Raw genomic sequence first — 12472 nt, 5'->3', positions numbered from 1 at the left:
AAGGGGCGGTTTCACGCAGCATTAAGTAGGCTGGTGTCAGCTTTGTCGCAGCAGAAAAGGGTTGAGAGATGTATTTGCACAAAGTTGAAGGTCCGCGGTCTGTAACCCTGCCGGATGGCACGATTTTGTCGCAGGCCGATCTGCCGCCGCCGGACACGCGGCGTTGGGTGGCGTCGCGCAAGATCCTGGTCGTGCGCGGGGTGTTGTATGGCCTGATCACCTTGTCCGAGGCCAAGAAACGCTACGGCATCAGCGATGAGGAATTCAACATCTGGGTCTCTGCCGTGGCAGAGCATGGCGTTGATGCTCTGAAAGTTACCGCGCTAAAAAAATTATCGACAACCTAAAGGCGAAAGTGAATAAATGATTCAACGGTAACGCAAGATTAACCATTCTTGGTCAGGTGTATTTTAATTGGAAGTTTTGACCCGAATTGGAGCAGTGAAATGAGAATACTTCTTGTAGAGGATGATCCTACCACGTCCAAAAGCATTGAATTGATGCTGACGCATGCCAATCTGAATGTGTATGCGACGGACCTTGGGGAAGAAGGGATCGACCTAGCGAAACTCTATGATTACGATCTCATTCTCTTGGACCTGAACCTGCCGGATATGAACGGCCATGAGGTTTTGCGCCAACTGCGTATCGCTCGGGTGGAAACGCCGATTTTGATCCTGTCCGGTGCCGATGACACCGAAAGCAAAATCAAGGGATTCGGGTTTGGGGCAGACGATTATCTGACCAAACCGTTCCACCGCGAAGAACTTGTGGCCCGTATTCACGCCATCATTCGCCGCTCAAAGGGCCATTCGCAATCAGTGATTCATACCGGTCGGGTGGCGGTCAATCTGGATGCGAAAACTGTCGAGGTTGATGGTCAGACGGTGCATCTGACCGGCAAGGAATACCAGATGCTCGAACTGTTGAGCTTGCGAAAGGGCACAACCCTTACGAAAGAGATGTTCCTCAACCACCTCTATGGCGGCATGGACGAACCTGAATTGAAGATCATCGACGTGTTTATTTGCAAGCTGCGCAAGAAGCTGAGCAACGCGACAGGCGGTGACAACTACATCGAAACCGTATGGGGACGCGGCTATGTGTTGCGGGACCCGCAAAGCAACTCCCTCGATGAGACGCGGATGGCGGTCAACGCCTGACGTTCGAAGACACTTGCCCCCTATGGTCCAGAGGGTCGCATTTCCACTCACGGCTCAGCACGTCTGTCGAGAACATTCTGAATTGTCCGGTGTAGGTAACATGCCAATTGTCCGCTTCAGTTGATTGCGCGGTGGCCCAATTCGGAGGGAGCCGTAGGCGACCGTAGATTTGGGCCACCGCGTTCGCGCCACGTCGAAGCGGGTCACGCGACTTTGTGTTTGCTATCCTCCTGTGTGATGGGTGATCCGTCAGGCTGGTAGCGGCCAATGCATCTCGGGCCGTGGAAGATGACCAGTTGACCATCGGGGTATTCGTGGACCCTGACCTTCGCCTTGACGAAATGATGACGGTGCCTGTCTGCCGCGATCTGCATGACCAGGCCCTTGTAGCGCACCGTATTGTCGTTGCCGACGACGCGGTCTTCCTGCACACACAGGGTGTCGCGCACATTGCCTGTAAACGGCACGAAGGCCGAGGTCGTATCCTCCGGCTCCTTTGCAAACAGGGCATTGTGTTCGGGAAGATAGACCTCTTTCAGGAACTGATTGGCCTCTTCAATGGTTGTGATCCCATGGGACCGCAGTTCCTGCGGCAATCGGTTCTGGAACGTGCCAAACATGCGTTCAGACCGTCCACGGGCCTGCGGTGAATAGGCCGGGATCAGCTCAATGCCGAGTTGCTGCAAGGCGCGCCCGACCTGGGTCAGATTGTCCTTGTCCACTTTGCCGCCCGCTTCGGGCGTATGCCAGTAATGAGAGCCCCGATCGGCATAGAGCGAGCAAAACAGACCTTGCGCCTCGATCACCTCTGTCAGCCCCTGAAAACTGCTCATCGTCCCTTCTTCCTCGACAAAGAATGCCGAATAAACCCGGTTGGTGGCATCGTCCATGGTGACGATCAGATCCCACCACTGACCCGGAACCCATTCATGGCTGGAGCCGTCCTGATGCAACATCATGCCAACCATCGGACGGCGGGGCCGCTTGCGCCGATGGGCACCTCGTCGGGGTGCTGCCTGAACCCGGCCGTGGCGCTGCAGTGTAAGCCGCACCCAGTTGTAGCTCTGTGTGAAACCATGGTGGGCCACCAGCTTCTCGTGGAAATGCTTCGGCGTGTAATCCCAGTACTTGGTATCAAACAGTTCAAGCATCTCCATGACCTTATCCGTGGCAACACGATTGTTGGCCAGTTTGCCAAGCCGACGGTCGTACAGACCTTCTGCACCATCCGCCTCAAATCGATCCTCCCAACGCCTGACGGTGCGCACGGATACACCCAGTATCTCAGCCGCCTGTTCTTGCGTCAGCTTGTTCGCGCTTCGCCGCGAATACACATCTTCAAACTTCATCAGTCGAACTTCCTGTAACACTTCTGCTCGGTTCATAACGCCTCCTCTCAGAGACAGAATAGAACCGGACAGATCGCATGTTACATACACCGGACATATCGCGTGTTAGCGACATCACGGCTCAGCACGTCTGGACCTAGCCGTGACCTCGCCCTATCACTGAGGTCCAGAATAAAGCGACAGGGCGAGGCCATGAGCAATTCCATCTCGATAGCAGACCTGACAGAGGATGAGGCACGCGCCGAACTCGCGCGTCTTGCAGACCTGCTGTCGCGGGCCAACAGGCTGTATCACGGGGAAGACGCGCCCGAGATTTCGGATGCCGAATACGATGCGCTGAAACGGCGAAATGTCGAAATAGAAGAGAAGTTTCCGTATCTAAAACGCTCCGACAGTCCAAGTGATCAAGTTGGCGCGCGGCCAGCGGACGGGTTCTCCAAAGTCACGCATGCACAGCGCATGATGTCTTTGGGCAATGCCTTTGACGATGAGGATGTCGCGGATTTTGACCGCTCGATTCGGAAGTATTTGGGCCTGTCTGCAGATGCGCCTTTGGCCTATACAGCTGAGCCCAAGATCGATGGGCTTTCATTGTCCCTGCGGTATGAGCAGGGAAAACTGGTCCAAGCCGCCACACGGGGCGATGGAGAAGTGGGAGAGAACGTGACGGCGAATGCCCGAACGATCTCTGATATTCCGCACACAATCGAAGGAGCCCCCGATATTCTAGAAGTGCGTGGTGAGGTCTACATGTCTCACGCGGATTTCGAAGCGCTTAATGAACGTCAGGCCCAAGCTGGTGGCAAACCCTTTGCCAACCCCAGAAACGCTGCGGCCGGTTCGTTGCGACAGCTGGATGCCGAAATCACCCGCGCGCGACCGCTGAAGTTCTTTGCCTACGCGTGGGGAGAGCTGTCAGCCCCTCTGGCTGAGACGCAAGATGGGGCGATTGAGCGTCTGAAAAGCTATGGGTTCTCGACCAATCCGCTGACACGTTTGTGCAAGACAACTCAGGACATGTTGGCGCATTACCGGTCGATCGAAGAACAACGCGCGACGCTGGGCTATGAAATCGACGGCGTGGTTTACAAGGTGGATGATCTTAGGCTGCAAGCCCGTCTCGGGTTTCGATCAACGACGCCCAGATGGGCCATCGCGCATAAATTCCCTGCCGAGTTTGCCTGGACCCGGCTTGAAGCGATTGACATTCAGGTCGGTCGCACCGGCGCGCTCAGCCCTGTTGCGCGTTTGCATCCGGTCACAGTTGGCGGAGTTGTGGTTTCGAATGCAACGCTGCACAACGAAGACTATATCGCCGGGCGCGATGCCAAGGGGGGCACCATCCGGGATGGCAAGGACATCCGCGAGGGGGATTGGGTACAGGTCTACCGCGCCGGGGATGTGATCCCCAAAATCGCCGATGTCGACCTGTCGAAACGGCCTGAAGATGCGGTTCCTTATGAGTTCCCGCGCACGTGTGGGAAGTGTGGAAGTGCGGCGGTGCGCGAAGAAGGTGACGCGGTGCGGCGCTGTACGGGCGGTATGATCTGCCCGGCGCAAGCCGTTGAGAAGTTAAAGCATTTCGTGTCTCGTAAAGCCTTCGATATCGAAGGCTTGGGCGCAAAACAGATCGAGATGTTCTATGAAGATCCCGTCCTGCCGATCAAAACTCCTGCCGATATCTTCAATCTGCAAGAGCGGGACTCAAGTGCTCTGTCCCGTTTGAAAAATCGCGAAGGATGGGGGGACACCTCGGCCAGTAATCTGTTTGCAGCCATTGATGAGAAACGGACCATTCCCTTTGCGCGCTTGCTGTTTGGCCTTGGCATCCGCCATGTCGGTGAGGTCGTCGCGCGTGATCTTGCGCTACATTACCGCGACTGGGAGGCAATGTCCCAAGCTGTCGATACCGCGAGACCGGCGGCGCTTGCGTATCGCGCCGCGGATCAAGCGGAAGAGGCTGAACGGTTGGCCGCTGCCTCAGACGGGCGTCGGGCGCGGATCAAGGAAAGCCGCACCGCCGCCATCGCGGAATTGTCCGTGCCCGAGGAGGCCTCGGCCGCGTGGACGGATCTGATTGCGGTTGACGGGATCGGTGCGACTGTTGGTTTGGCTCTGTCCGACGCCTTCGCCAATGTTGAGGAACGACAGGCCTTTGATGCGCTCAAGGCGCATTTGACTGTTGTTCCACCTGATGCACCAGCCGCAGAAAGTCCGGTGGCGGGCAAGACCGTGGTTTTCACCGGCACGCTGGAAAAGATGACACTTGCCGAAGCCAAGGCGCGGGCCGAGGCGTTGGGGGCCAAAGTTTCAGGCTCGGTCAGTAAGAAGACCGATATACTGGTTGCAGGGCCGGGCGCTGGTTCGAAGGCCAAAAAGGCGGCAGAGCTGGGGATCGAAACCCTGGATGAGGATGGCTGGTTGCAGCTGATCGACGGCGCATGAGCGGACGGCCAGAATCCTTGTTTCCCCTGTTTGCTGGGGTCGAAACCTTGGAGGGCGTCGGCCCGAAGACTGCTCAGGCGATGGCGCAGGCCGGGATGGAAAGCCCGCGCGACGTTCTTTTCGGCTTGCCCTATGCCGTGATTGATCAACGCAGGCGCGACACGATCCAAGGGGTTGATCTGCCGTCGACGTTGACGGTTGAGGTGACGGTCGGCCCGCATCGCCCATCTCGGAACAGGGGCGGCGCGTATCGGGTCCATGTCGAGGACAGTCAGGCCGATTTCCAACTGGTGTTCTTTCACGCGCGTGGCGACTACCTGAAGAAAGTCCTGCCGGAGGGATCGCGCCGTGTGATCTCGGGCAAGTTGGAGCTGTTCGACGGCATGGCGCAGATGGTGCATCCCGATCATATGCTGCCGGTAGAACAAGCCTCGGAAATACCGGAGTTTGAACCAGTCTATCATTTGACGCAGGGGATCACGCAAAAGACCATGTTTAAGGCCGTCCGTAGCGCTTTGACGCGTGCACCAGACCTGGCCGAATGGGCTGATCCGGCGCAGATCAGCAGTCAGAACTGGCCCTCATGGCACGCGGCAATTCAGGCCGCACACAACCCTCAAGGCGCGGATGACGTGGCCTCATTCGCCCCGGCGCGCGAGCGTTTGGCCTATGATGAGCTGCTGGCGCATCAGTTGACGCTGGCTCTGGCGCGGCAACGGGAACGCAAAGCACGCGGGATTGTCAGCGTTGGCACGGGCGCGTTGCAATCAAAGGTTCTGGCGAGCCTGCCGTACCGGCCAACTGGTGCGCAGACACGGGCGATAGATGAAATCGCGGGCGATATGGCCTCGGAATCGCGCATGAACCGGCTGCTTCAGGGTGACGTGGGCGCAGGCAAAACTCTGGTGGCGTTTATGGCTCTGCTAGTCGCGGTCGAGGCCGGAGGGCAGGGGGTCATGATGGCTCCGACGGAGATTCTGGCGCGCCAGCATCTCGAGGGGTTACGCCCTTTGGCGGAAGAGGCTGGCGTTGTGTTGGAAATCCTGACCGGACGCGACAAGGGGGCAGAGCGGCGGACCAAGCTTGCCGCTTTGGAGGCTGGCGATATCCAGATACTCGTGGGCACCCATGCGGTGTTCCAAAGTGATGTGGTGTTTAAGGCTTTGCGTCTGGCGATTGTCGACGAACAGCATCGCTTTGGCGTGCGCCAGCGGATGGAGCTGTCGGAAAAAGGGCAGGGTGCCGATGTTCTGGTCATGACGGCCACGCCGATCCCGCGCAGTCTCGCTCTGGCGCAATATGGCGATATGGATGTTTCGGTTTTGGACGAAAAGCCGCCGGGGCGAAAACCGATCAAGACAGCGATTGTCAGCACGGGGCGGATGGAAGAAGTCGTCGCCCATCTGCGCCGCGCCATTGAGGAAGGGCGACAGTGCTACTGGGTCTGTCCGCTGGTCGACGAATCGGAGGTCTCCGACCTGACAGCGGCGGAAGAGCGGTTCAAACGGCTGCGCGCTATCTTGGGCGAGGGCACTGTTGGTTTGGTCCACGGGCAAATGCCACCTGCCGAAAAAGATGCCGCCATGACCGCGTTTCAGACGGGTGAAACCAAGGTCCTGGTAGCGACGACAGTGATCGAAGTGGGCGTGAACGTCCCCAATGCCTCGATCATGGTGATCGAACGGGCCGAGATTTTTGGTCTGGCTCAACTACACCAGTTGCGTGGACGCGTTGGCCGAGGGGACGCGGATTCGACCTGTCTTCTGATGTATCAAGCACCTCTCAGTGAGGGCGGCCGCAAACGGTTGGAGGTCCTGCGTGAGACCGAAGATGGCTTTCGCATCTCTGAGACCGATCTACAGATGCGCGGTGCGGGAGATCTGATTGGAACCGCCCAGTCGGGCCTGCCGAAGTTTCGTATTGCGGATCTGGAACGGCAGGCAGGATTGATGGCCGTGGCCCAGACCGATGCGCGGGCCTTGCTGAATACCGATCCCAAACTGACCTCGGACCGGGGAAAGGCCGCGCGTGTTCTGCTTTGGCTGATGAAACAGGATCAGGCGATCCGTTTGATTTCAGTAGGTTAGTAAAGAAGTATCCATAAAGTTCGCAAATGTTCTCAAAAAGTTCTTTACCGACTCGGAGAAATATGAGAACAAAAGGTCAACAAAGGATTAAATCCCTGACCCGGAGGTGACCCATGCTGACCCAGATCAAGACCGTATTCACGCGCTCGCACTCGACCATCCTGCAAGATGCAGCGGGTGTTGCGTCTCTGGTCGTTATGCTGATGGTGGCTCTTCACCTTCCGGTTGGTTTCTAACCCTTTTCCTGACTTCCGACCTTTTTGTTGATCTGACTGGGTTTTTGGTTTGTTTTCAGGTGTGGTTGCTCAGAGGCGCGTTGTAGTGCCCCATTATTATAAAAAGTATTGACATGGGCCTTCAGATGGCTAACCTCTTCGCCCATGTTCATCCGCACCAAACATGACGCAAAGCTCAACCGCACACGGATCCAGATCGTTGAATCCGTCCGCACCGGCTCCAAGGTACGCCAGAAGATCCTGCGCCATGTGGGTGTGGCCCATAACGACAGCGAGATTGAGGATATCAAGCGTCTGGCGGGCCGCTTGATGGAGCAATTACGCATTGATCGCTCGCCGCAAATGGAACTGTTCACGCCCACGGAATATGCCGATCTGCAGGCGCTGGTGCGCCGCGCTCCGCGGCCGGACAAGCTTGGCGTTGATCTTGCCGAGTGCCGTGAGGAGGCGCGGGTCTCTCTGGGTCTGCGGGATGTCATGGGGACGATGTATGACCAACTGGGTTGGGGGGCCCTTCTGGGGGCGGCGCGTAAAAGTGCCAATCGCATTGTGAAAGAGCTGGTTATGGCGCGGATCGCACAGCCCGAGAGCAAGCGCGCGACCGTGGAGGCGTTGGAGAACCAGGCAGGCATCACGCTCAATCTGGACGTGGTCTATCGGAGCATGGATTACATCAATACGCCGGTGATAGACGGGATTTGCAAAACCTCTCACGCGGCGGCAGAGAAGTTGCTGGGCGGGCCAGTGACCGTGCTGTTCTACGATTGCACGACCCTGGCCTTTGACACCGAGCGCGAGGACCCGGCCGAGGATGCGGACGGGGTCGAGCAGGATCATCTTCTGGCCAAGGGCTTCAGCAAGGATGGCAAGCATCACCGCGCTCAGGTCATGCTGGCGCTGATCGTCACCTCCGATGGGCTGCCTGTGGGCTATGAACTCTTCCCGGGAAACACCTGGGAAGGTCATACGCTGGAAGCTGCGCTGAAGGCGTTGGAGGGACGCTTCGACGTGGCCAGGGTCACGTTCGTGGCCGATGCCGCCATGCTCAGCAAGGACAACCAGCAGATGTTGCAGAACAAGGGTCTGCCCTACATCCTCGGCTATCGCATGAAGTCCGCCCCGGCCGCCGTGAAGGCGAACATTTTGAGCCCGGAGGGACGCCAGCCTTGGGCTGGACACGGTTCTGAAGAGGCAACCGAGAAGGGCTGGTACAAGGTGATCGACCAGGAGGGAGCGCGGGTCATTGTGACCTGGTCACCCACCCGGGCACGCAATGATGCCCACAAGCGCGACAAGGCAATCGAAAAGCTGCACAAGAAGCTCAAGCGCTCTCGCAAACCCGGCAGCTTCAGCAGCCGGGGATATGGCCGCTTCCTGGCCTTCCCCGACAGCGGGGACGTCACGCTGGATGATGCAAAGATCAAGGCAGCGGCACAATGGGACGGGCTGCATGCCATTGTTGTTCATGGTGCGGACGAACTGGAGGCACAGGACGTCATTGCCCGCTATCACCAGTTGTGGGAGATCGAAGCCTGCTTCCGCACCAACAAGCACGATCTGAAAATCCGGCCCATCTATCACTGGTCGCCGCGTCGGGTCCGGGCCCATATCGCCATCTGCTACATGGCCTTCTGCTGCCTGCAGCACCTGCGCAAGCATCTGGACCTGCTCGGACACCCGATGAGCCCGGCTCGTATCCGCAACGAGTTGAACGCATTGCAGCTCTCGATCCTGCGCCACAAAGGCACCCCTGACCGCTACGGCATGCCAAGCCATGCCACGGTCGATGCCAGACGCATCCTCACCTGCGTCGGCCTGACCTGGAACGAAGCCCCTTTCAAGATACCCCCCGGGCGCACCCGAAAAACTGGCCAGACCAAAGCCTGAGCTCCCTCAACACTCCGAAACAATCGCTGGCGAAAAAAGTCCGTGTAGTGCCTTTTGGCAACCAAGGCATAATAATATCAATGACTTATACGAAAAAATGTCGGAAGTCAGGGGAGCCGCCCAGTCGGGCCTGCCGAAGTTTCGTATTGCGGATCTGGAACGGCAGGCAGGATTGATGGCCGTGGCCCAGACCGATGCGCGGGCCTTGCTGAATACCGATCCCAAACTGACCTCGGACCGGGGAAAGGCCGCGCGTGTTCTGCTTTGGCTGATGAAACAGGATCAGGCGATCCGTTTGATTTCAGTAGGTTAGTAAAGAAGTATCCATAAAGTTCGCAAATGTTCTCAAAAAGTTCTTTACCGACTCGGAGAAATATGAGAACAAAAGGTCAACAAAGGATTAAATCCCTGACCCGGAGGTGACCCATGCTGACCCAGATCAAGACCGTATTCACGCGCTCGCACTCGACCATCCTGCAAGATGCAGCGGGTGTTGCGTCTCTGGTCGTTATGCTGATGGTGGCTCTTCACCTTCCGGTTGGTTTCTAACCCTTTTTTGCCTGCGATCTCGTGCCGAATAGCCCGCGCCTGTCATCCCCAGTGAATTCAAGGGTGACCTGCCTGTCCCAAACCCCTTGAGGGGCCATGCCTCGGCCCCGCGCGGTGTCCCGGACCCCACACGAGAAACGCATTGCCTGCCGCCGCCCTTCCCGCCCGGAAGGAGCGGCGGTTTTTTTATAGCTGGCCGGTTTTGATGATTTCCAACATGGCCGACAGAACGGAATTCACCGCGACCGAGGCTAGGATCATTCCCATCACACGGCTGATGATTGCCGCGCCGGAGTGACCGATCAGGCGTATGATCGGCTCGGCCAGAAGCATCAGAACAAAGGCGATCACCAGAACCGAAATGTAGAAAAGCGTGCAATTTTGACCCCCTAAGCGGGGAAATCGGCGTCCAAATTTGACCCCTCCCTATGGTTGTAGACATCCTTTTCATTGAGCAGTCGATGGAGAGGCAAGCGGGATGATTTGCGTGGAAACTATTAGAAAAGTGCGTCGCTTACACCTGATCGAAAAAAAGAGCATCAAGGAAATTTGCCGTTCGCTCAATTTGAGCCGTGCAACGGTTCGAAAGATAATCCGATCGGGAGTGACGGAGTTCAAATATGAGCGCAAATCGCAGCCATACCCGGTGCTCGGGCCTTGGCGCGCGCGTCTGGATGAAACGCTTGAGGAGAACGAGGCGCTTCCGAAGAAACACCGCAAGCGGATGACCAAAATCTGGAAGGAACTCTCCGATGATGGTTTTGGCGGCGGGTATGACAGTGTTCGACGCTACACAAAGAATTGGCGCATTGCGCACGGCCGACAACAGGCGCAGGCGTTCATCCCGCTGATCTTTGATCCTGGGGAGGCGTACCAGTTCGACTGGAGTGTGGAGACGGTTTTGATGGACGATGCACTCACGACCGTGAAGGTTGCCCATTTCAAACTTTGCCATAGCCGCATGCCATTCTCCATTGCCTATCCGCGCGAGACGCAGGAGATGGTCTTTGATGCCCACGACGAGGCCTTCAAATTCTTTGGTGGAGGCTGCATCAACGGGATCTACGATAACATGACGACCGCCGTCGATGCGATCCTGTCGGGCAAGGAAAGAAAGTTCAACAAGGCATTCTCCCGGATGTGTTCTCATCATCTGGTGAACCCGATCGCCTGTACGCGCGCGGCCGGTTGGGAGAAGGGTCAGGTTGAGAATCTGGTCAAGGAGAGCCGCGCCTATAGTTTTACACCGCGTCTGGAGGTGGCCGACTTCGATGAATTGAATGCCCGGCTGCAAAAAGACGCGATCAAACGCGCAAAAGAACTGCGGCATCCGGAAAACCTGGAGGTGACGGTCTGGGAGGAGTTCCAGCAGGAAAAGCCGCTGCTGACGCATCTGCAGAAGCCCTTCGTCGGGTTCCGTGAAAAGACGGTCGCCGTGAGCCGAACCTGCCTGATCAACTTCGAAAGAAACAAATACAGCGTTGAGGCAAGAGCTGTTGGACGTCAGGTCCAGTTGCAGGTCTACGCCACGCGGATTGTCCTGCGCCAAGACGGTGAGATTGTCGGAGAGCACGAACGGTGCTTCGGCCGAGGAAAAACGATCTTCAACCCTTGGCACTATGTGCCCGTCCTCAAGCGCAAGCCTGGCGCTCTGCGCAATGGAGCACCGTTCCGTGACTGGGACCTACCACCGGCAATGACGCAGATCTGGACCCATCTGCGGGGCACATCCGACGGAGACCGGCAACTTGCCGATATTCTTTTCGCTGCTTACCAGCACGACATTGATGTGGTCGAGGCTGCCTGCGAAGAAGCTCTAAAATCTGGCCTGCGCAAGGCCGATGCGATCCTGAACATTGTCTCTCGGCGCACCAATCCCCCGCCGCCAAAGGCGATTGAGCCGCCTGCCCACCTGCAGCTGAAAATGGCACCGATCGCGGATTGCGCTCGCTATGACAGGCTTGGAGGCTCCCATGCAACTGCGTAAGGAAATTCTCGAACTTGCCCGTCAACTGAAGTTGCCAGGCATCGTCAACTGCTTTGACGAAGTGATGCAGGCCGCAGTCAAAAACAACTGGCGGCCCCAACAGGTCGTGGCCGAACTCCTCACGGCCGAACTGGCCGAAAAGACTGCGCGCTCGATCCGGTATCAGATGGGTGCCGCAAAGTTCCCGGTCTGCAAGTCCTTACCTGAGTTCGACTTCACGGTCAGCCCCGTCAACGAGGAAGTCGTGCGCAATCTTCATGACGGCGATTTTATGGACCAGGCCAGGAATGGCGTGCTGGTCGGTGGAACCGGATCGGGCAAAACGCATCTCGCAACAGCGATCGGGGGCCACGCGGTCAATAACCGCCGGCGGGTCAGGTTCTTCAGCGCTGTGGATCTCGCGAACAAGCTGGAGGCTGAACATCGCGAAGGCAACGCCGGGCGGCTCAGCGAGCAGCTGATCCGCGTCGACCTCGTGATTATAGACGAACTCGGTTATCTGCCGTTCGCAGAGTCTGGTGGACGATTACTCTTCCATCTCATCAGCAAACTGTACGAGCGAACGTCTATTCTGCTAACAACCAACCTCGCATTTGCTGAATGGCCGAGTGTGTTCACAGATGCCAAAATGACCACTGCTCTCCTGGATCGACTGACACACCATTGCGATATCATCGAAACCGGGAACGAAAGCTGGCGAATTAACCACCGCGACTAACCTCGAAATCGGGGAATAAATTCAAAACAGACAGCAGGTCAAACCTTCAGT

12 protein-coding genes and 1 pseudogene are annotated in these 12472 nt (G+C 57.3%); 10 read left to right on the top strand and 3 right to left on the bottom strand.

Features of this window, described 5'->3' with window-relative positions:
* Positions 1–68 precede the first annotated feature (68 nt).
* Positions 69–347 carry a DUF1153 domain-containing protein gene (locus ACOERD_RS02820; RefSeq protein WP_419737981.1) on the top strand — a complete coding sequence of 93 codons (279 nt, stop codon included), beginning with the start codon at positions 69–71 and terminating at the stop codon, positions 345–347.
* A gap of 99 nt (positions 348–446) precedes the next feature.
* Complete coding sequence (gene ctrA, locus ACOERD_RS02815) at positions 447–1163, top strand: response regulator transcription factor CtrA (RefSeq protein ID WP_170466869.1); 717 nt, start codon at positions 447–449, stop codon at positions 1161–1163.
* 203 nt (positions 1164–1366) lie between these two features.
* Here ctrA and ACOERD_RS02810 read toward each other — a convergent pair whose 3' ends face one another.
* A complete protein-coding gene (locus ACOERD_RS02810) occupies positions 1367–2548 on the bottom strand; it encodes an ISNCY family transposase (protein WP_419737631.1) in 1182 nt (393 codons plus the stop codon).
* 156 nt (positions 2549–2704) lie between these two features.
* On the opposite strand from ACOERD_RS02810, the gene ligA reads away from it, so the two are divergent.
* From ligA to ACOERD_RS02795, 3 genes are all read left to right on the top strand, one after another.
* The gene (gene ligA / locus ACOERD_RS02805) at positions 2705–4957 is read left to right on the top strand and encodes an NAD-dependent DNA ligase LigA (RefSeq protein ID WP_419737980.1); all 2253 of its coding nucleotides are present in this window, start codon (positions 2705–2707) and stop codon (positions 4955–4957) included.
* Positions 4954–7044, top strand: a complete 2091-nt coding sequence (recG, locus tag ACOERD_RS02800; protein ID WP_419737979.1) for an ATP-dependent DNA helicase RecG — start codon at positions 4954–4956, stop codon at positions 7042–7044. The genes ligA and recG overlap by 4 nt, the downstream gene beginning before the upstream one ends.
* 113 nt (positions 7045–7157) lie before the next feature.
* Positions 7158–7280 (top strand): hypothetical protein, encoded by a 123-nt coding sequence (locus tag ACOERD_RS02795; RefSeq protein WP_419737977.1) that lies wholly within the window; start codon positions 7158–7160, stop codon positions 7278–7280.
* Here ACOERD_RS02795 and ACOERD_RS02790 read toward each other — a convergent pair.
* Positions 7277–7432, bottom strand: a complete 156-nt coding sequence (locus ACOERD_RS02790; protein WP_419737978.1) for a hypothetical protein — start codon at positions 7430–7432, stop codon at positions 7277–7279. The two genes, ACOERD_RS02795 and ACOERD_RS02790, sit on opposite strands and share 4 nt — an antisense overlap.
* Between ACOERD_RS02790 and ACOERD_RS02785 the strand changes: the two genes are divergently transcribed.
* From ACOERD_RS02785 to ACOERD_RS02775, 3 genes and pseudogenes are all read left to right on the top strand, one after another.
* Positions 7425–9167, top strand: coding sequence for an IS1634 family transposase (locus tag ACOERD_RS02785; protein ID WP_419737624.1), 1743 nt, complete (start codon positions 7425–7427; stop codon positions 9165–9167). The two genes, ACOERD_RS02790 and ACOERD_RS02785, sit on opposite strands and share 8 nt — an antisense overlap.
* A 103-nt stretch (positions 9168–9270) precedes the next feature.
* Positions 9271–9480 (top strand): annotated as a pseudogene (locus tag ACOERD_RS02780) (hypothetical protein); the annotation flags it as partial.
* Positions 9481–9593: 113 nt separating this feature from the next.
* Positions 9594–9716: a hypothetical protein gene (locus tag ACOERD_RS02775; RefSeq protein ID WP_419737977.1), complete on the top strand. Its 123-nt coding sequence runs from the start codon at positions 9594–9596 to the stop codon at positions 9714–9716.
* A 186-nt stretch (positions 9717–9902) separates the two neighbouring features.
* Here the strand turns inward: ACOERD_RS02775 and ACOERD_RS02770 are convergent, their stop codons facing one another.
* Positions 9903–10070, bottom strand: coding sequence for a MarC family protein (locus ACOERD_RS02770; RefSeq protein ID WP_419738338.1), 168 nt, complete (start codon positions 10068–10070; stop codon positions 9903–9905).
* Positions 10071–10194: 124 nt separating this feature from the next.
* Between ACOERD_RS02770 and istA the strand changes: the two genes are divergently transcribed.
* Both istA and istB read left to right on the top strand, forming a co-directional pair.
* Positions 10195–11703 (top strand): IS21 family transposase, encoded by a 1509-nt coding sequence (gene istA, locus ACOERD_RS02765; protein WP_419737976.1) that lies wholly within the window; start codon positions 10195–10197, stop codon positions 11701–11703.
* A complete protein-coding gene (gene istB / locus ACOERD_RS02760; protein WP_419737975.1) occupies positions 11690–12421 on the top strand; it encodes an IS21-like element helper ATPase IstB in 732 nt (243 codons plus the stop codon). Before istA ends, istB begins: the two co-directional genes overlap by 14 nt.
* Positions 12422–12472 lie beyond the last annotated feature (51 nt).

The sequence above is a fragment of the Ruegeria sp. genome (genome assembly GCF_965199275.1).
Taxonomy (GTDB): domain Bacteria; phylum Pseudomonadota; class Alphaproteobacteria; order Rhodobacterales; family Rhodobacteraceae; genus Ruegeria.
This window is presented reverse-complemented; position numbering and strand designations above follow the sequence as displayed.

Coding starts and splice junctions, on each gene's coding strand:
- ACOERD_RS02820 (WP_419737981.1), top strand. CDS start 69: ATGTATTTGCACAAAGTTGAAGGTCCGCGGTCTGTAACCCTGCCGGAT.
- ctrA (WP_170466869.1), top strand. CDS start 447: ATGAGAATACTTCTTGTAGAGGATGATCCTACCACGTCCAAAAGCATT.
- ACOERD_RS02810 (WP_419737631.1), bottom strand. CDS start 2,548: ATGAACCGAGCAGAAGTGTTACAGGAAGTTCGACTGATGAAGTTTGAA.
- ligA (WP_419737980.1), top strand. CDS start 2,705: ATGAGCAATTCCATCTCGATAGCAGACCTGACAGAGGATGAGGCACGC.
- recG (WP_419737979.1), top strand. CDS start 4,954: ATGAGCGGACGGCCAGAATCCTTGTTTCCCCTGTTTGCTGGGGTCGAA.
- ACOERD_RS02795 (WP_419737977.1), top strand. CDS start 7,158: ATGCTGACCCAGATCAAGACCGTATTCACGCGCTCGCACTCGACCATC.
- ACOERD_RS02785 (WP_419737624.1), top strand. CDS start 7,425: ATGTTCATCCGCACCAAACATGACGCAAAGCTCAACCGCACACGGATC.
- ACOERD_RS02790 (WP_419737978.1), bottom strand. CDS start 7,432: ATGAACATGGGCGAAGAGGTTAGCCATCTGAAGGCCCATGTCAATACT.
- ACOERD_RS02775 (WP_419737977.1), top strand. CDS start 9,594: ATGCTGACCCAGATCAAGACCGTATTCACGCGCTCGCACTCGACCATC.
- istA (WP_419737976.1), top strand. CDS start 10,195: ATGATTTGCGTGGAAACTATTAGAAAAGTGCGTCGCTTACACCTGATC.
- istB (WP_419737975.1), top strand. CDS start 11,690: ATGCAACTGCGTAAGGAAATTCTCGAACTTGCCCGTCAACTGAAGTTG.